Genomic DNA, 17553 nt, shown 5'->3' with positions numbered 1-17553 from the left:
GTCAAGCACTCTTTGCGATTTTTTCGCCGACTGCGTTCACGAGCGTCAGCGTTCCGACGCCGTGCCCGCGTTCGCCCAGGTATTCGAGCCACTTCCCAAGGAAAGTGTTCATGCGCAGGCGGTGGCCAATCAGCGCCGCCGGCGGCGGGTACATGCCCAACACGTCCTGCCAGCGGCGACCGACGTAGCAGTGGGTCGCCTCGACCTGGTGGGTGTCGTGGTAGTGCCGCAGGAAGGCCGACGGATCGGGCTCGCCGGTCAGCGGATCGCGCAGCGCGTAGGTCAGGCGTAGCTCGGTCGTGTAGCGGTGCTGCTCGATCACGCTGATTTCGAGGTCGAGCCCGTCGCCGACGCTGGAAACGTACTGCCCGGTCCGCAGCCCGGCCGGCGCGAACAGGTGCGCCAGCCGCTCGTGATTCTCAGCGTACAGGCCCATCAACCAGCCAAAACGGCTCAGCGTCGGGATACGTCGCGCATGACTCAGCAGACTGCTCATGGGCCGATGCTACACGCGCCGGATGACACGGGGCAGCGTTGACGTGGCGCGCGTTGCGGCCTAGCGTGGGAAGCCCGCCCGTGACTTGCCGGCGCGGCGCAATCCCCTCCCCCGCAGCACCAGCTCTCGCAGCTCCAGCCAGCGCGCCCTGACGGCGCGCACTGGAACGCTGCCGCGTCAGAACATCTCGCGGTTGATGCCCAGCGTGGTCAGGACCTTGCCGGCGATTTCCTCGATCGAGGTGTGCGTGGTGCTCATCGTGGTGATGCGCTCGGCACGGAACATTGTCTCGGCCGCGGCGACTTCGCGCTTGCAGGTGTCGAATTGCGCGTAGCGCGAGTTTGGCCGGCGTTCCTGGCGGATCTGCTGTAGCCGGATGGGATCGATGGTGAGGCCGAACAGCTTGTTGCGGTACGGACGCAGGCGCGGCGGCAGGCGATCGTGCTCGAGGTCTTCCTCGGTCAGCGGATAGTTGGCCGCCCGGATGCCGTAATGCAGCGCCAGATAGACGCAGGTTGGCGTCTTGCCGGCGCGCGACACCGCCACGAGGATCACGTCGGCTTCGCCGTAATCGACGTTGGCACCGTCGTCGTGGGTCAGCGCGTAGTTCATCGCGTTGATGCGGCGATGGTAGGTCTCGAAATTGGCGATGCCGTGGGCCTGCCCGATGCGGCGTTCGCGGGCCTCGCCGAGCTCGCGCTCCAGCGGCACGATGAACGGCGCGAATACGTCGAGCATCAGCGCTCCGCTTTCGTTCAGCGCCGCGACCACGTCCGCATCGACGCAGGAATTGATCACGATCGGTCGCGCCCCATGCTGCTCGGCAACGTCGCGGATGCGCGCTGCGGCCGCCTGCGCGTGCTCGACACTGTCGACGAATGCGATGCGCTCACTGGCAAAACGGGTGCCGGTGAACTGGGTCAACAGGCAATGGCCAATGGTCTCGGCCGTGATCCCGGTGCCGTCGGAGATATAGAAAACCGGCCGAAGCCCCGTCATCGCCATGCCCTTGCCTCATCCCGCCAATACGAAAAAGCCCGTCGGATCAACCTTGTATGCACCCGACGCAGCGGCGATCATAGCCGCTTGGCTGCGCCCGGATGCGCCGGAGTGGCCAGAATCCCCACGGAGAAACCCGCCTTGAACGAGAACATCCTCTGGCTGCAGGCCCTGCGGCTTACCGACCTCGCCCGCGTCGGCGGCAAGAACTCCTCGCTCGGCGAGATGATCGGCAACCTCGCCAATCTCGGGGTTTCCGTGCCGGGAGGTTTCGCCACCACGGCCGAGGCGTTCAAGGATTTCATCGCGCACAACGATCTGCACCAACGCATTTTCGACCGCCTTGCCACGCTCGATGTCGAGGACGTGCCGGCACTGACCGCCGCCGGCGGCGAGATCCGCGGCTGGGTGATCGACGCCCCGCTGCAACCGCAGCTCGACCAGGACATCCGCACGGCCTACCGCCAGCTCGCCGATGAGAACGGTGGCGGCGACGTGGCCGTGGCCGTGCGCTCCTCGGCGACCGCCGAGGACCTGCCGGACGCCTCGTTTGCCGGCCAGCAGGAAACCTTCCTCAACGTGACCGGCGAGGACGACGTCGTCCGCAAGGTCAAGGAAGTGTTCGCCAGCCTCTACAACGATCGCGCCATCGCCTACCGCGTGCACCACGGCTTCAAGCACGAGGACGTGTTCCTGTCGGCCGGCGTGCAGCTGATGGTGCGTTCGAACGTCGGCTCGTCCGGCGTGCTGTTCACCCTGGACACCGAATCGGGCTTCCGCGACGTGGTGTTCATCACCTCCAGCTACGGCCTGGGCGAGATGGTCGTGCAGGGAGCGGTCAACCCCGACGAGTTCTTCGTCTACAAGCCCACGCTGGCCCAGGGCAAGCCCGCGATCCTGCGCCGCTCGATCGGCGCCAAGCAGCTGCGCATGGTCTATTCCGACCAGCCCGGCGAACGCGTTCGCACCGAGGACACCCCGGCCGAGCTGCGCAGCACCTTCTCCATCAGCGACGAAGACGTGCACGAGCTGGCCAAGCAGGCGCTGGTCATCGAGAAGCACTACGGCCGTCCGATGGACGTCGAGTGGGCGAAGGACGGCGTGAGCGGCAAGCTGTTCATCGTGCAGGCGCGTCCGGAAACGGTGAAGTCGCGCGCCAAGGCGACCCAGATCGAGCGTTACCAGCTGATGCAGCGTGGCCCGGTGGTGGCCGAGGGGCGAGCGATCGGCCAGAAGATCGGCAGCGGCACCGCACGCGTGGTGCGCAGCCTCGAGGACATGGCCCGCGTGCAGCCCGGCGACGTGCTGGTGGCCGACATGACCGACCCCGACTGGGAGCCGGTGATGAAGCGTTCGGCCGCGATCGTGACCAACCGCGGCGGCCGCACCTGCCATGCCGCGATCATCGCGCGCGAGCTGGGCGTGCCGGCGGTTGTCGGCACCGGCAATGGCCTGGAAGCGATCCGTGACGGCCAGGTGGTCACCATCAGCTGCGCCGAGGGCGATACCGGCTTCATCTACGACGGCGCCCTGCCGTTCGAGCGCAACGTTGCCGACCTGGAGCACATGCCGCCGGCGCCGCTCAAGGTGATGATGAACGTCGCCAACCCCGAGCGCGCCTTCGATTTCGCGATGCTGCCCAATGCCGGCGTCGGCCTGGCGCGTCTGGAGATGATCATCGCCAGCCACATCGGCATCCATCCCAAGGCATTGCTCGAGTACGACCTGCAGGACGCGGAAACCCGCAAGAAGATCGACGCCAAGATCGCCGGCTACGGCGACCCGGTGCAGTTCTATGTCGATCGCCTGGCCGAAGGCATCGCCACCATCACCGCATCGTTCGCACCCCACCCTGTCATCGTGCGCCTGTCGGACTTCAAGTCCAACGAGTACGCCAACCTGATCGGCGGCACGCGGTACGAGCCGCACGAAGAAAACCCGATGATCGGCTTCCGCGGCGCCAGCCGTTACGTCGACCCGAGCTTCACCGACGCCTTCGCGCTGGAGTGCCAGGCCGTGCTCAAGGTGCGCGAGCAGATGGGCCTGACCAACTGCTGGGTGATGATCCCGTTCGTGCGCACGCTGGACGAAGGCCGCAAGGTGGTCGAGGTGCTGCGCGCCAATGGTCTGGAACAGGGCAAGGACGGGCTCAAGATCATCATGATGTGCGAGGTCCCCTCGAACGCCCTGATGGCCGATGAGTTCCTCGACATCTTCGATGGCTTCTCGATCGGCTCCAACGACCTGACCCAGCTTACCCTCGGTCTGGATCGCGACTCGGCGATCGTGGCCAACCTGTTCGACGAACGCGATCCGGCGGTCAAGAAGTTGCTGTCGATGGCGATCTCCGCCGCGCGCGCCAAGGGCAAGTACGTCGGCATCTGCGGCCAGGGCCCCAGCGACCACCCGGACCTCGCGCTGTGGCTGATGGAACAGGGCATCGAATCCGTCTCGCTGAATCCCGATACGGTGGTCGATACCTGGCTCAAGCTGGCCAAGGCCAAGGCGCAGCAGGGCTGAAGCCGATGGTGCTGCAGGTTCCCGAAACCATCCGAAAGCTCGAGCACCTGGACGTTCTGCGCCTCGCTGAAACCTGGGGCCTGAAGCTGATCGGTGCGCTGCTGATCCTGGTGGCGGGCACATGGCTGGCCAAGCGGATCTCACGGACCATGGACCGTGCGTTCGTGCGCGCCAAGATGGAAGCCACGCTGAGCGGCTTCCTGCGCAACATCGCGTACGCGGCCATGGTGGTGGTGGTGGTGGTGGCGGCGCTGCAATCGCTGGGCGTTCCCACCACTTCGGTGATGGCGGTCCTCGGCGCGGCAGGCCTCGCGATCGGCCTGGCGCTGAAGGACTCGCTGTCCAACATCGCCTCGGGTGTGATGCTGATCGTGCAGCGGCCGTTCCATGTCGGCGACTTCGTGCAGGCCGCGGGCGTGGAAGGCACGATCGAGCAGGTGCGGGTGTTCCAGACCCGCATGCGCACGCCCGACAACCGCACGATCATCCTGCCCAACAGCCTGGTCACCACGGCGCCGATCATCAACTTCACGGCCAACCACCGACGCCGTGTCGACATCGCGGTGGGCGTGGGCTACGACGACGACCTCAAGGCCGCGCGCGAGGCGCTCATGTCGGTTGCCACCGCACACCCGCAGGTGCTGGATGACCCGGCTCCCGAGGTGTTCGTGGTCGCACTGGCCGACAGCAGCGTCAACCTGGAACTGCGCGCGTGGGTGAAGACGGTCGACTTCGCGATGGCCAAGAGCCAGCTGACCGAAGGCGTTCGCAACGAGGTCATCGGGCGCGGCCTGCACATTCCGTATCCGCAGCGCGACCTGCACGTCTACCACCACGACGCCGACGGCCGTCCGCTGATGGAGCTGCTGGCCCGATCGGTGACCGACGACGGGGACGTGGCGCCCGCCGTCGTCCGCTAGGCGCACGGTCGGCACGCCGTGCCGACATCCAGCGCCTGATTGGCGCCGGCATGATCTTTCGGTAGCCGCGCTTCGTTAGACCTTGGGCCGTTCGGGCCCGACCAGCGCAGCGTCCGTGTCAGGCCTGCCGCACTTACGCGGACAGGGGATTGCGTTACTACTCCAGCCCGCCCAACGCGCCCATCGCGCCGCGGTAGTGGCGCAACTCGGCGATCGAATCGCGCACGTCGCTCAGCGCGGTGTGCGCGGACTGCTTGTGCACACCGGCCAGAACTGTCGGCGCCCAGCGTCGTGCCAGCTCCTTGATCGTGCTGACATCGAGGTTGCGGTAGTGGAAATACTGCTCCAGGCGCGGCATCTGGCGATGCAGGAAGCGGCGGTCCTGGCAGATCGAGTTGCCGCAGATCGGCGATGTCTTGGCAGGCACCCAGTGCGCGAGGAAGTCGAGCGTGCGCTGCTCGGCCTCGGCCAGCGAAACGCCCTGCGCCAGTACCCGCTGCCATAACCCCGAGCGGCTGTGCTGGTTGCGGTTCCACTCGTCCATCGCCTCCAGCCGCGCGAGCGGGTGGGCGATGGCCAGTTCGGGGCCTTCGGCGAGCACGTCGAGGTTGGCGTCGGTGACCACGGTGGCGATCTCGAGGATCGAATCGTTGTCGGTATCGAGCCCGGTCATCTCCAGGTCGATCCAGATCAAACGGTGGTCGTTGCCGTTGCTCGCGGTCATCTCGTTCTTCCCTGCCTGGTGAGTCGTCGGGTTGCGTGACGTGGCGACACGCCGACATGCAGCGTTGTCGCGACGGTCCGGTGCAATCCCCTGCCTGGCGGCTCGCGATCGCGGGCGCGCGGCGGCATGATATCGCACGTCCCCCTCCCGCCCCGCCCGGATGCTGCCTGACTCCCACTACACCATCCTGACCTCGATGCTGGCGCCGGCGTTGCTGATGGCCGCCACCGCCTCGCTGCTGGTGTCGGCCAATGCACGACTGGCACGCGTGGTCGATCGACTGCGCGCGCTGATCGTGGCCTGGGAAAAGGACGCCCCGGATCGTGCCCAGCGCGACGTGCAGATCCTGCGTCACCGGCGTCGCGCACAGCTGGTGTTGCGTGCCTGCCAGATGCTGTACGCGGCGCTGGGCGGCTTCGTTGGCACCAGCCTTGGGCTGGCGGTCGATGCTTTCCTGGGCTTCCGTCTCGGCGTGGTGCCCACGGTACTGGCCGTGATCGGCGTCAGCTTCCTGTTTCTGGCCAGCCTGGCGATGGGACGTGAGGTCAGCCTGTCGGTGCGCAGTTTCGACGAAGAACTCGACCAGGAACTCGCCCGCCGCCTCGGCTGAGCGGGGCCCGCCGCGGGCCCGCGCGGCAACCGTGGACCCCATACCGGCACCTGCCAGCGATCCCGCCAACCATCCCGCGTGCGACGCCTGGGCACGCACACCCATCGCGCCGCTTGACGCATCGTCAACCGCGATCGGCCGTGGCGTGACGCTTTCACGATTCTCCCGATCCGGCGGCGCCCGGACACTGGCCGCCGTCGGGATGAGCCATCGCGACCGCGATCCGCCCGGCGCGTTCCCCGGTGCGACCAGGGGACGAGGCGATGATGCAGTACTGGCAGGACGGCAAGGGTGAGAAGACGCAACTGATCGTGGTGACCGACGAGGCGCTGTACGCGCACACGTTCGCAACCCCGGTGGCGCAGCAGCACGTAGACGAACTGGTTTCGGGCAAGTCGCCTGCCTTGCTGTTCGCCGTGGCGGATGCGACCTACGTGGCGTTCCGGTCGCTCGATCGCGCGCAGTGCAGCAGCAGCGACAACGACATCGATTTCGCGTTCAAGGAGGGCAAGGAGGACCAGTCGGTCTCGCTGTCCATCGAGGGCGAAGGCATCCGCGAGCAGGTGCTCGCCGCGCTGGAACACGCGCTGCACGGTCGATTCAAGCGCTACGAAGATCAGTACAGCCGCCCGCGCGCCGCGTTCGGCTCGGCGCTGTGGCTCAGCATCTTCGCCTTTGCCACCTGGGTGTTGGCCAATGCCGCGTCGGCGCTACAGGCGGCCGGGGACCACGAAATCACCGGGCGCCGGAAGGGCCTCAAGACACTGGTCGCCGGCACCCTGGAATGGTTGGGCCCCACCGGCGTGACCGTCATCGGCGGTCTGCTGTGCGCACTGGTGGCCTGGAACCTGGTCAACCGGGTCAAGGCGCCATCGCTCGTGCAGATCCTGCAGCCGGGGCCGTACAAGGCACAGGGCGCGGCCATCACCGTCATCAAGTACCTGGTGCTGGCGGTACTGTGGATCGGACTGCTGCCGATCGTGCTGCGCTGAAACTCCGGGCCATGGACGTCGCAGCGATCGCGATTGACTTCGCCCACGGGCCGGGTAGCGTGGAGGGCCATTTCCGCGCGCCCTCCCCTGCGATGCCCGTTTCCGAATTCCCGGCCGTGCTGAGCCAGCACATGCGCCGGATCCGCGCCAGCGCCGCCGGCGTCGCCAGCGAGATCGGCATGAGCCGGGAGGCAATCAACAATTGGCGTAACGGCGATTCGCTGCCCAGCCGCAAGCACCGCGACAAGGTGCTTGCGTGCGCGACCTACCTGCGCCTGACCGAGGCCGAGACCAACCGCCTGCTGGCGTCTGCGGGTTTCGAACCGGAATTCCCCGTCGAGCTCGCCAGTGCGCCCGGCCCCGGCCCCGGCCCAGTGCCGCCGGCGGTGCTGCAGGTGTTCGAACGCCTGCAGCAACTGCGGCCGTACCCGATCCTGATGCTGTTGAGCCAGGCCCACTGGGGCCAACCGCCCGAACGCGAGGCCATGCTGGCCCACGCGCGACACCACTACGGCGCGGATGCGGTGCTGCACATGCAACCGCCGTTCTGTCCCGGCGCCGACTCGGCGGTGTACTTCGCCGCGCTTGCCACGCAATGCGGTTTCGATGGCGTCGATTCCGATCATGCCTTCGAAGCCCGGCTGGCCCGGCGCCTGCGCGATGGCGGGCAACTGTTCTGCCTGGTCAGCCGTTTCGAGCAGGGCGATCCGGCGCAACGCGACGTGCTGGCCGGCATCCTGCGCAGCCTCAGCGAAATGCACAGCGGCAGGCTGCACCTGCTGATCTGCGGCGGCGCGGCGCTGGCCGACCTCAAGTACCAGGGCGGCGACCTGTCGCTGCTCAATATCGCCACCGCCGAGACCTGGCCCGAGCTCACCGCCACTGACCTGCAGGCCATGGCGCGCGCGCGGTGGGGCGAGCGACCGGTCGATGCTGCGCGCGTGCTGCGGCTGTCCGGCGGCCACCCGCTGCTGGCCGACGCTGCGCTGACGATGCTGGCCGACCACGGCATGCTCGACGACGAAGCGCTGACGGATGCGCTCGCCGGCCATCCGCCTCTCTGGCAAGGATTCCTGCCGCTGCTGACCGACCCGGCAAGCCGCGCGACCATCCTGCCGTGGCTGCGGCAGTCGCGTCTCGGCCCGGCACGTCCCTATCTGTTCGATCCGCTGCTGCGCGCCCTGTACTGGGCCAATCTGGTGACACCGCGCCGCGAAGACGATGGCACCTGGCTGCAATGGCGTTGCGAGGCGATCCGGCGCGCCGGCCTGATGATCGCCGAACAGACCGGCCCGACCTCGGCATGACGCCGCTCCTGTCCGTCGCCCCCCGGCGCCTGCGCTGGTTGCGCTTTGCCGTGGTGGCGATCGTCACCTGGCTGGTCGGCAGCGTTCTGTTCGCGCCCTGGCTCAACCCGTTCGTCACCCGGCCCAGCGCCAGCGACGTCACCACGCACGTGCTGCTGCAGATGAGCGAGCACGAGATGATGTTCGCGCGGGAAGACGTCGAATCGTTCTACGCCCGACACCGGGAGTGGCCCGAGTACCTGGATGTCAGCAACGACAACCCGACGATGACCTTCGACCTGCCGACGAGGCTGGTGCTGCGCGGGACGTTCACCAGCCGCTACCCGGCCGAATCCGGAGTGGCTGGCACGCGCGTCGAGCTGCGGTTCGACCCCACCGTGAAGCAATGGCACTGCCAGGCCACGCAGCCCGCGCCACCTCCGGGTCGATTGCCGCGCGGTTGCGAGCCGCCACCCGCCGCACCGTGGTCGATCGTCGATTTCCTGGGCACGTTGCTCACGGGCAGCGCGGTGGTGCTGGCCGTGCTTGCGGCGGTAACCGCGCTGGTGCTGCTGCTGGGCAACCCCGAGATCAACCAGCTGCGCAACCAGCCGCGCAAACTGCGCCGACACCCGGTGCAGGAGCTCGTTCGCCTGGACCGGCAATTGCGCTGGCGACGTCAGCGAGCGTCGCTGCTGGTCGCGGCCGAGGTGGCCGCCGAGGACTGGCACGAAGCCGTGGATTACGCCGCGGCCGATGCCCATGCGCGTGCACAACTGCTGGCATTGCGGATGTCGGCACGGGCCACCGCCAGTGTGGGGTGGTCGTTGCCGGGCGTCGTCTACGAATGGCAGTTGCCTTCGACGCTTCCGGTAGCCCTCGAACGCCTGCTGCTGTACGTGCCCGCACCCGGCCTGCCCGTGCGCGACCTGGTGCGCCATTTGCGCGGCCTGCCGACCGGGCAGGACGTGATGCTGGTGGTCAGTCCCGACCGCGCCAGCGACGCGGCATTGAACGCGTTCGCCAGCGATCCGGCCAACCTGTGCGCCTGCCTCGACCAGGCCACCCAGACCGAGTGGCTGCTGCATCCCGCGCCGCAGGACGTGCTGGTCGGCCTGCTCGCACGCCAGCTGCGCGTCACCCGCATTTCCCCGTACCAGACCCGCGGCGGCGTCACGCGGCCATCGGTGTTCTTCGGCCGCGAGCAGTTGCTGGCGCGCGTGCTCAATCGCGAGCCGGGCAACTACCTGCTGGTCGGTGGACGCCAGCTGGGCAAGACCAGCCTGATGAAGGCAATCGAACGCCGCTTCGTCGACCACCCGCACGTGCATTGCCACTATCTTTCGTTGCGCGATCACCGCCTCGCCGCGCGTCTGGCGGCCGAGCTGTCACTGCCGGCCGACACGCCCATCGAAGCGCTGGTGGCGGTGCTGGCCGATCGCGCCGGTGGGCGCCGGCTGTTGCTGCTGATCGACGAAACCGACCTGTTCCTGCGCGACGAGGCACGCAGCGGCTACCTGCAACTGGCCGCCCTGCGCAGCCTCAGCGAGGAGGGCCACTGCCACTTCATGCTGGCCGGCTTCTGGGATCTGTACGAGGCGATCACGCTCGACTACGCCTCGCCGATCCGCAACTTTGGCGAGGTCATCAACCTGGGGGCGCTGGAGCACGACGCCTGCATCGCACTGGCCACCGAGCCGTTGTCGCGGCTGGGCATCGCCTTTGCCGAGCCGGCGCTGGTGGAACGAATGGTGACGGCCTGTGGCAATCGCGCAAACCTCGTCGCCATCCTTTGCCAGCACGGCCTGGAACAGCTCGAACGCGGCGAGCGCGTGCTTGGTGCGGCGCACGTGCGCGCGGCGATGGCGTCGGATGCGCTGAACGATGCGCTGGCCGGCTGGGCACGACTGAGCCCGGACCCGCAGGCCTGCGTGCTCGATCGCGTCATCGTTTACCGCCTGGCGCAGTTGCGCGGCCAGGGCGCCGTGGCAGAGGCGACGCTCACCATGTCGCAGCTGCTGCAGGAGTTCAGCCAGGCCGGCATTGCCGCCGGCGCGGAAGCCACGCGCCGCGCGTTCGCCCGGCTGCAACTGGCCTACGTGCTCAAGCGCGAGGGGGACGGCTACGACTTCGCCGTACCGTTGTTCGCCCGCCAGTTCCATGCCGGCGAGGTGGATGCGCTGCTTCAGCGCGAGCTGGAATCGCTGCGGGCTGCGTGAGGGCGCCGGTGGTGGACGCGGTGCTGTCGGCGATGGCGTGAGCCCTGCCACAGGCATCGGCCGGGCGATGACCTACAACGGGGGTTTGCCGCGCTTGCGCCGGAAGTAGTTGCTCAGGCGCGTGCCCGCTTCCTGCGCCAGCACGCCACCCAGCACCTCCACGCGGTGGTTGTGGCGCGGATCGCCGAGCAGGTCGAACACGCTGCCGGCAGCGCCGGTTTTCGGGTCGAATGCGCCAAACACCACCCGCGCGATGCGTGCGTGCACCATCGCCATCGCGCACATCGCGCACGGCTCCAGCGTCACGTACAGGGTGCTGCCCAGAAGCCGGTGGTTGGCAATGCGCGCACCGGCCGCACGCATCGCAACGATCTCCGCGTGGGCGCTGGGATCGTTGTCGCCGATGTTGCGGTTCCAGCCTTCGCCGATCGCCTCGCCTTCGGCCGACACCAGCACCGCACCCACGGGAATCTCGTCGGCCTCGTGCTCGGCACGCTCGGCCAACGACAGCGCGTGGCGCATCCATTGCAGGTCGGTCTGGCTGGTGGTGCGCTGGCTCATTGCGGGAGGTAGGCCCAGGTCCGGGATTCGCCGCCGCGACTCAGCACGCGGCCGGTGCGACGAATCAGGTGGTCGATCGCGCGGGTGCGCATCACCGGGCGTCCGGCCATGCGCATCGTGCTGACGCTCTGCACCGTCGCCGACTTGCGATCGGGCGACAGTTCGATCGACTGGATCTCGACGTCGATCTCAGGGACGAGGCTGCCGCCGCTCAGCGCGCCAAGGCGACCGAATATCGCGATGGCCTCGTGTGTCTTGCGGCAGGCTTCATCGCGTCCCATCTCCGATCTTACCGTCCCGTCCTGCCCGACCGTCACGTCAACGATGCGGTAATCGGGCGTCATGCGCAGGCACAGCAGTTCGGGCTGGCCCTTGTGGAAGGCCTCGATGTGCTCGTCGTAGGCGGCGCGGACGGTGTCCTGGCTGAGCTTGCGGCTGGCGTCGAAGTACCACAGCGCCAACGCCGCCAGCACCAGCAGCAATCCGAATGTCTTCATGCCCGCCTCGCCGCCCAGCCCGCCGGTTACGCCGCGATCACTCCCACTCGATCGTCGCCGGCGGCTTGCCGGAAATGTCGTAGACCACGCGCGAGACGCCGCGCAGCTCGTTGATGATGCGGTTGGAGACCGTGCCGAGGAAGTCGTACGGCAGGTGCGCCCAGTGAGCGGTCATGAAGTCGATGGTCTCGACCGCACGCAATGCGATCACCCACTCGTAAGCGCGCGCGTCGCCAACCACACCCACCGACTTGACCGGCAGGAACACCGCGAACGCCTGGCTGGTCTTGTCGTACAGGCCCGCCTTGCGCAGTTCGTCGATGAAGATCTGATCGGCCATCGCCAGCAGTCGCGCGTACTCGGGCTTGACCTCACCCAGGATGCGCACGCCCAGGCCCGGGCCCGGGAACGGGTGGCGATAGACCATCTCGCGCGGCAGGCCGAGTTCGACACCGAGGCGGCGGACTTCGTCCTTGAACAGCTCGCGCAGCGGCTCGACCAGCCCCAGCTTCATGTTTTCCGGCAGGCCGCCCACGTTGTGGTGGCTCTTGATGACGTGCGCCTTGCCGGTCTTGCTGCCGGCCGATTCGATCACGTCCGGATAGATCGTGCCCTGCGCCAGCCACTTGGCGTTGGCGAGTTTGGCCGACTCTTCGTCGAAGATCTCGATGAACAGGTTGCCGATGATCTTGCGCTTGGCTTCCGGATCGCTGACGCCTTCGAGCGCCTTGAAGTAGCGGTCCGCGGCGTTGACGCGGACCACCTTGATGCCCATGCCACCCTTCTCGGCCTCGCTGGCGAACATCGCCATGACCTGGTCGCCTTCCTTCCAGCGCAGCAGGCCGGTGTCGACGAACACGCAGGTGAGCTGGTCGCCGATCGCGCGATGCAGCAGCGCGGCCACCACCGACGAGTCCACGCCACCGGACAGGCCGAGGATGACCTCGTCGCTGCCGACCTGTTCGCGCACGCGGGCGACCTGGTCGTCGATGATGTGCGCGGCCGTCCAGAGCGTCTGGCAGCCGCAGATGTCGACCACGAACCGGCTCAGTAGCGCCTGGCCCTGCTTGGTGTGGGTGACTTCAGGGTGGAACTGCACGCCGTACCAGCGACGCGCGTCATCGGCGAACGCGGCAATCGGAATGCGGTCGGTCCTGGCGGTGACCACAAAGCCTTCCGGCGCCACCGACACGTGGTCACCATGGCTCATCCACACGTCCAGGCGCGGCGGCGAGCCCGGATGGTCCTTCAGCCCCTCGAACAGACGGTCCTGCGCGACCAGCGACACTTCGGCATGGCCGAACTCGCGCTGGTCGGCCGCCTCGGTGTCGCCACCGAGCTGCTTGGCCATCGTCTGCATGCCGTAGCAGATGCCCAGGATCGGCAGGCCCGAATCGAACACCTGCTGCGGGGCCGCCGGACACCCGTCGAGCGTGGTCGACTCGGGGCCGCCAGACAGGATGATGCCTTTCGCGCCGAACTTGACGATCTCGTCCGGATCGTGGTCCCAGGCCCAGATTTCGCAGTACACGCCGATCTCGCGGATGCGTCGTGCAATCAGCTGCGTGTACTGCGCGCCGAAGTCGAGGATCAGGATCTTGTCGCTATGGATGTCGGTCATCGGGCGTTCGAAAAGTGGAGTTCGAGGAGTGGAAAGCGAGGGAAAAGCACCTGCTGGATTCGGGAGCAGCCACCTGACGCAGTGCTCACGCCCCCGCCCTGTTTCCTGGTGGATCAGCCGGCGCGGTAGTTCGGCGGTTCCTTGGTGATCTGTACGTCGTGCACGTGGCTCTCGCGTGCACCGGCGTTGGTCACGCGCACGAAGCTGGGCTTCTTGCGCATTTCCTCGATGGTCGCGCAGCCCACGTAGCCCATCGTGGCGCGCAGGCCACCGGCGAGCTGGTGCACCACGCCCCCGAGCGGTCCGCGATACGGCACGCGGCCCTCGATGCCTTCGGGCACCAGCTTGTCGGCGTCGCTGGAATCCTGGAAGTAGCGATCCTTGGAGCCCAGCTCCATGGCGCCCAGCGACCCCATGCCGCGGTAGCTCTTGTAGCTGCGGCCCTGGAACAGCTCGACCTCGCCCGGGGCTTCCTCGGTGCCGGCGAACAAACCGCCGACCATGACCGTGGAGGCGCCTGCAACGATGGCCTTGCCGATGTCGCCCGAGTAGCGGATGCCACCGTCGGCGATCAGCGGGATGCGATCCTGCAGCGCCTCGGCCACCATCGCGACCGCGGTGATCTGCGGCACGCCGACGCCGGCCACGATGCGGGTGGTGCAGATCGAGCCGGGACCGACGCCGACCTTGACCGCGTCGGCACCGTGGTCCATCAACGCCAGCGCGGCGTCGCCGGTGACGATGTTGCCGCCGATCACCTGCAGCTGCGGGAAGGTCTTCTTGACCCACTTCACGCGATCGAGCACGCCCTGCGAGTGGCCGTGCGCGGTGTCGACCACCACCACGTCCACGCCCGCCGCGGCCAATGCCTCGATACGCGCCTCGGTGTCGCCGCCGACGCCGACCGCCGCGCCAACCAGCAGACGCTCACTGGCGTCGTAGGCGGCGTTGGGGTTGTCGCGCTTCTTCTGGATGTCCTTGACGGTGATCAGGCCGCGCAGCTCGTAGCCGTCGTTGATCACCAGCACCTTCTCGATGCGGTGCCTGTGCAGCAACTGCAGCACTTCGTCGTCGGAAGCGCCCTCGTGCACGGTAACCAGGCGATCCTTCTTGGTCATGATGTGGCGGACCGGATCGTCGAGCTTCTTCTCGAAGCGCATGTCGCGGCTGGTGACGATGCCGACCAGCTGGCCGCCGTCGACCACCGGCACGCCGGAGATGTTGCGCGCGCGGGTGAGCTTGAGCACCTCGGCGATGGTGGTCTCGGGGCCGACGGTGAACGGCTCCTTGATCACGCCCGCCTCGAACTTCTTGACCGAGGCGATCTGCGCCGCCTGGGCGTCCAGGCTCATGTTCTTGTGGATGATGCTGATGCCGCCCAGCTGCGCCATCGCAATGGCGAGACGGGCTTCGCTGACGGTGTCCATCGCCGCCGAGACAATCGGCAGGCGGATCGACAGGTCGCGGGTCAGGCGGGAGGTGAGCTTGACGTCCTTTGGCAGGACGGTGGAATGCGCAGGGACGAGCGAAACGTCGTCGTAGGTCAGCGCTTCAGCCTGGATGCGCAGCATGGGCGGTCCCGGGGAGGATGAAGCGCGCCATTGTAACGCGGGAAGCCGCCCGCTGCGCGGACCGGGAAACTGCCCGGGCTATCGGCCCCTTCCCCCCCCGCAGGGATGGCTATACCCGGCGCGCGCGCCTCCAGTCGCGGCGCCTGCCGCCGTTACCTCGCGGCACCTGAACGCGAACGATCGCCACGAGGGACTGGCCTTGGCCGAGAACGTGGGCGTCGGGGCGTCCAGACCGCGGTGGTTGCCACTTGGGTCAATCCATCCTGCGGTTCTACGGCCCGGGCGGCCTGTGCGATGGGGTTCTTGGGCTTACCCCGCCGCTTCGGCGGCTTCGAGGGTGTTCTGCATCAGGGTGGCCACGGTCATCGGACCGACGCCGCCGGGCACCGGGGTGATCCAGCTGGCGCGCTGTGCTGCGGCGTCGAAGCCGACATCGCCAACCAGGCGGCCGTCGTCAAGCCGGTTGATGCCCACGTCGATGACGACGGCGCCGGGCTTCACCCATTCCCCCGGAACGATGCCGGGTCGGCCGACCGCCACCACCAGGATGTCGGCGTTGCGGACCGACGCCTCCAGCACCTCGGGCGGGGTGAACTTGTGGCAGCACGTGGTGGTGCAGCCGGCGATCAGCAACTCCAGCGCCATCGGCCGGCCGACGTGGTTGGACACGCCCACGATGGTCGCGCTGGCGCCCCGCACCGGGCGATCGGTGTAGGCCAGCAAGGTGGTGATGCCGCGCGGCGTGCACGGGCGCAGGCCGAATTCGCGCAACGCCAGGTGGCCGACGTTTTCGGGATGGAAGCCGTCAACGTCCTTGCGCGGGTCGATGCGGTGGATCAGCTGGCTGGCGTCGCGACGGTCCGGCAGCGGCAACTGCACCAGGATGCCGTGGACGTCGGGGTTGGCGTTGAGGCGATCCACCAGCGCCAGCAGCTCGGCATCGCTGGTGTCGGCCGGCAGGTCGTAATCGATGGCGCGGATGCCCACCTTGTTGGCGGCGCGCCGCTTGTTGCGCACGTACACGCTGGAGGCCGGATCGGCCCCGACCAGCACAACCGCCAGGCCCGGTCGCGCCTTGCCGGCGGCGACCCGGGCATCGACCCTCGCCTTGAGGTTGTCGAGCAGGTCGTCGGCGATGCGCTTGCCGTCGAGGATGCGGGCTTGGCTGTGCGGGTTAGCCGTCATGCGGGGCCTGGGCGATGGGGTCAGCGTGGGGCCGCGCATTATCGCGCAAGCGGGCCGGCCGCCCTAATGCGTTCTACCTGGATGGGTGCGATCGGGCGCGTCCGACGGGTGCCATTGCGCACTGGCGGGGGTGCCAGGGGCATGCCGAAATGGCGTGAACGGCAATGCCGGCAGGCGTAACGTCGCGGCATTGCCACGGCCAGCCGTGCGCTCCGCCTCACCTCCCTCCCCCATCGATACCGTGCCGCCATGACCGAATCCGATTCCGAAACCACCGCGATCGAGGCCGCCGCATTCCGCCGCCTGCTTCAGCACCTGATGCACGAACGCCCCGACGTGCAGAACATCGACTTGATGATCCTGGCCGGCTTTTGCCGGAATTGCCTTTCGGATTGGTATCGGGACGCTGCCGAGGCACGGGGCATCACCATGACCCGCGACGAGGCCCGCGAAGCCGTTTACGGCATGCCATTCGCGCAATGGAAAGCTCAGCACCAGAAGGACGCGACCCCGGAACAGCTGGCGGCATTTGCCGCCGTGCAGAAGCCGCCTTCGGAGAGCTGAGCCATGGCCAAGTCCCGCAAGCTGATGATGCTGCTGGCCGCAGTGCCGCTGGCGTACGCCGGCGCCTGCGCCTGGATCCACCACTCCCAGCGCGAGCTGCTGTACTTCCCGCAGGTCACGCGCACGCCGGCCACGGCCACGGACTGGGCATTGCAGCGCGAGGACGTGACGTTGCGCGGCTGGCGGCTCGAGCCGTCAGCGCCGCGGCCGATACTCTATTTCGGCGGCAACGCCGAGTCGATCGAGAACAACCGCGACATCTTCGCCCACTGGTTTCCCGGGCGCAGCGTCTACCTGATGGCGTATCGCGGCTACGGCGCCAGCGAGGGCACGCCCAGCGAGCAGGCGCTGTTCGGCGATGCGCTGGCGGTTTACGACCACATCGCCGCCGAGCACCCGGGGCAACCGGTCACGGTGATCGGCAGCAGCCTGGGCAGTGGCGTGGCGGCGTACCTGGCGTCGCAGCGGCTGGTCGAACGCCTGGTGCTGGTGACGCCGTACGACAGCATGGCCAACGTCGCACGCGCCCACTACCCCGCACTGCCGGTGCACTGGCTGTTGCAGGATCGTTTCGAGTCGATGCGCCATCTGGACGGCTACCGCGGCCAGGTGCTGGTGTTGCGTGCCGGTCGCGACGCGGTGATTCCTGCTGCATGCACCGCCCGGCTGGTGGCCGTGCTGTCGTTGTCGCAGCCGCCGACCGTGGTCGACCTGCCCGAGGCCGCGCACAACACGGTGCGCGACGAACCGCGATTTGGCGAGGCCCTGTTGGCGTTCCTGCGCTAGGC

16 protein-coding genes are annotated in these 17553 nt (G+C 67.9%); 8 read left to right on the top strand and 8 right to left on the bottom strand.

The window, feature by feature from the left end:
* Position 1 precedes the first annotated feature (1 nt).
* Complete coding sequence (locus tag EER27_RS06380) at positions 2-496, bottom strand: DUF1249 domain-containing protein (protein WP_123087169.1); 495 nt, start codon at positions 494-496, stop codon at positions 2-4.
* A gap of 177 nt (positions 497-673) precedes the next feature.
* A complete protein-coding gene (gene ppsR / locus EER27_RS06375; RefSeq protein ID WP_123087168.1) occupies positions 674-1495 on the bottom strand; it encodes a posphoenolpyruvate synthetase regulatory kinase/phosphorylase PpsR in 822 nt (273 codons plus the stop codon).
* A 141-nt stretch (positions 1496-1636) separates the two neighbouring features.
* Between ppsR and ppsA the strand changes: the two genes are divergently transcribed.
* Together ppsA and EER27_RS06365 are read left to right on the top strand one after the other, a co-directional pair.
* Entirely contained in the window at positions 1637-4015 is a 2379-nt protein-coding gene (gene ppsA, locus EER27_RS06370; protein ID WP_123087167.1) for a phosphoenolpyruvate synthase, read from the top strand.
* A gap of 5 nt (positions 4016-4020) precedes the next feature.
* Positions 4021-4935, top strand: a complete 915-nt coding sequence (locus EER27_RS06365; protein WP_123087166.1) for a mechanosensitive ion channel family protein — start codon at positions 4021-4023, stop codon at positions 4933-4935.
* Between the two features lie 157 nt (positions 4936-5092).
* Here the strand turns inward: EER27_RS06365 and orn are convergent, their stop codons facing one another.
* On the bottom strand, positions 5093-5659 hold the full coding sequence (gene orn / locus EER27_RS06360; RefSeq protein ID WP_123087165.1) for an oligoribonuclease: 567 nt from the start codon (positions 5657-5659) through the stop codon (positions 5093-5095).
* A gap of 160 nt (positions 5660-5819) precedes the next feature.
* Here orn and EER27_RS06355 point away from each other — a divergent pair, with 160 nt between their 5' ends.
* From EER27_RS06355 to EER27_RS06340, 4 genes are all read left to right on the top strand, one after another.
* Positions 5820-6269, top strand: coding sequence for a DUF2721 domain-containing protein (locus EER27_RS06355; RefSeq protein ID WP_123087164.1), 450 nt, complete (start codon positions 5820-5822; stop codon positions 6267-6269).
* Between the two features lie 266 nt (positions 6270-6535).
* Positions 6536-7261, top strand: a complete 726-nt coding sequence (locus EER27_RS06350; protein ID WP_148040962.1) for a hypothetical protein — start codon at positions 6536-6538, stop codon at positions 7259-7261.
* Between the two features lie 92 nt (positions 7262-7353).
* Positions 7354-8568 carry a hypothetical protein gene (locus tag EER27_RS06345; protein WP_123087162.1) on the top strand — a complete coding sequence of 405 codons (1215 nt, stop codon included), beginning with the start codon at positions 7354-7356 and terminating at the stop codon, positions 8566-8568.
* Positions 8565-10766 (top strand): P-loop NTPase family protein, encoded by a 2202-nt coding sequence (locus EER27_RS06340; protein ID WP_123087161.1) that lies wholly within the window; start codon positions 8565-8567, stop codon positions 10764-10766. The genes EER27_RS06345 and EER27_RS06340 overlap by 4 nt, the downstream gene beginning before the upstream one ends.
* Before the next feature lie 72 nt (positions 10767-10838).
* Here the strand turns inward: EER27_RS06340 and tadA are convergent, their stop codons facing one another.
* The 5 genes from tadA to folD all read right to left on the bottom strand — a co-directional run bounded on the left by tadA (position 10839) and on the right by folD (position 16201).
* Positions 10839-11327: a tRNA adenosine(34) deaminase TadA gene (gene tadA / locus EER27_RS06335; RefSeq protein WP_123087160.1), complete on the bottom strand. Its 489-nt coding sequence runs from the start codon at positions 11325-11327 to the stop codon at positions 10839-10841.
* Positions 11324-11824, bottom strand: a complete 501-nt coding sequence (locus EER27_RS06330; protein WP_123087159.1) for a hypothetical protein — start codon at positions 11822-11824, stop codon at positions 11324-11326. The genes tadA and EER27_RS06330 overlap by 4 nt, the downstream gene beginning before the upstream one ends.
* A 37-nt stretch (positions 11825-11861) precedes the next feature.
* Complete coding sequence (gene guaA, locus EER27_RS06325) at positions 11862-13445, bottom strand: glutamine-hydrolyzing GMP synthase (protein ID WP_123087158.1); 1584 nt, start codon at positions 13443-13445, stop codon at positions 11862-11864.
* Between the two features lie 113 nt (positions 13446-13558).
* The gene (gene guaB, locus EER27_RS06320; RefSeq protein WP_123087157.1) at positions 13559-15016 is read right to left on the bottom strand and encodes an IMP dehydrogenase; all 1458 of its coding nucleotides are present in this window, start codon (positions 15014-15016) and stop codon (positions 13559-13561) included.
* Positions 15017-15325: 309 nt separating this feature from the next.
* The gene (gene folD / locus EER27_RS06315; protein WP_123087156.1) at positions 15326-16201 is read right to left on the bottom strand and encodes a bifunctional methylenetetrahydrofolate dehydrogenase/methenyltetrahydrofolate cyclohydrolase FolD; all 876 of its coding nucleotides are present in this window, start codon (positions 16199-16201) and stop codon (positions 15326-15328) included.
* Positions 16202-16450: 249 nt separating this feature from the next.
* On the opposite strand from folD, the gene EER27_RS06310 reads away from it, so the two are divergent.
* Both EER27_RS06310 and EER27_RS06305 read left to right on the top strand, forming a co-directional pair.
* A complete protein-coding gene (locus tag EER27_RS06310) occupies positions 16451-16765 on the top strand; it encodes a DUF1244 domain-containing protein (protein WP_123087155.1) in 315 nt (104 codons plus the stop codon).
* Positions 16766-16768: 3 nt separating this feature from the next.
* Positions 16769-17551 (top strand): alpha/beta hydrolase, encoded by a 783-nt coding sequence (locus EER27_RS06305; RefSeq protein ID WP_223807197.1) that lies wholly within the window; start codon positions 16769-16771, stop codon positions 17549-17551.
* The last annotated feature ends 2 nt before the right edge of the window (positions 17552-17553 follow it).

Origin of the sequence: Montanilutibacter psychrotolerans, from assembly GCF_003719825.1 — a bacterium.
Taxonomy (GTDB): Bacteria; Pseudomonadota; Gammaproteobacteria; order Xanthomonadales; family Xanthomonadaceae; genus Montanilutibacter; species Montanilutibacter psychrotolerans.
The sequence above is the reverse complement of the archived record's forward strand: the minus strand, read 5'-3'. Positions and strand labels throughout refer to the sequence as shown.

What these genes read in the sequence shown, in the direction of transcription:
- EER27_RS06345 (WP_123087162.1), top strand. Translation starts at nt 7,354, where the DNA reads ATGCCCGTTTCCGAATTCCCGGCCGTGCTGAGCCAGCACATGCGCCGG.
- EER27_RS06365 (WP_123087166.1), top strand. Translation starts at nt 4,021, where the DNA reads ATGGTGCTGCAGGTTCCCGAAACCATCCGAAAGCTCGAGCACCTGGAC.
- EER27_RS06340 (WP_123087161.1), top strand. Translation starts at nt 8,565, where the DNA reads ATGACGCCGCTCCTGTCCGTCGCCCCCCGGCGCCTGCGCTGGTTGCGC.
- guaB (WP_123087157.1), bottom strand. Translation starts at nt 15,016, where the DNA reads ATGCTGCGCATCCAGGCTGAAGCGCTGACCTACGACGACGTTTCGCTC.
- EER27_RS06355 (WP_123087164.1), top strand. Translation starts at nt 5,820, where the DNA reads ATGCTGCCTGACTCCCACTACACCATCCTGACCTCGATGCTGGCGCCG.
- folD (WP_123087156.1), bottom strand. Translation starts at nt 16,201, where the DNA reads ATGACGGCTAACCCGCACAGCCAAGCCCGCATCCTCGACGGCAAGCGC.
- orn (WP_123087165.1), bottom strand. Translation starts at nt 5,659, where the DNA reads ATGACCGCGAGCAACGGCAACGACCACCGTTTGATCTGGATCGACCTG.
- guaA (WP_123087158.1), bottom strand. Translation starts at nt 13,445, where the DNA reads ATGACCGACATCCATAGCGACAAGATCCTGATCCTCGACTTCGGCGCG.
- EER27_RS06305 (WP_223807197.1), top strand. Translation starts at nt 16,769, where the DNA reads ATGGCCAAGTCCCGCAAGCTGATGATGCTGCTGGCCGCAGTGCCGCTG.
- EER27_RS06310 (WP_123087155.1), top strand. Translation starts at nt 16,451, where the DNA reads ATGACCGAATCCGATTCCGAAACCACCGCGATCGAGGCCGCCGCATTC.
- EER27_RS06350 (WP_148040962.1), top strand. Translation starts at nt 6,536, where the DNA reads ATGCAGTACTGGCAGGACGGCAAGGGTGAGAAGACGCAACTGATCGTG.
- tadA (WP_123087160.1), bottom strand. Translation starts at nt 11,327, where the DNA reads ATGAGCCAGCGCACCACCAGCCAGACCGACCTGCAATGGATGCGCCAC.
- ppsR (WP_123087168.1), bottom strand. Translation starts at nt 1,495, where the DNA reads ATGACGGGGCTTCGGCCGGTTTTCTATATCTCCGACGGCACCGGGATC.
- EER27_RS06330 (WP_123087159.1), bottom strand. Translation starts at nt 11,824, where the DNA reads ATGAAGACATTCGGATTGCTGCTGGTGCTGGCGGCGTTGGCGCTGTGG.
- EER27_RS06380 (WP_123087169.1), bottom strand. Translation starts at nt 496, where the DNA reads ATGAGCAGTCTGCTGAGTCATGCGCGACGTATCCCGACGCTGAGCCGT.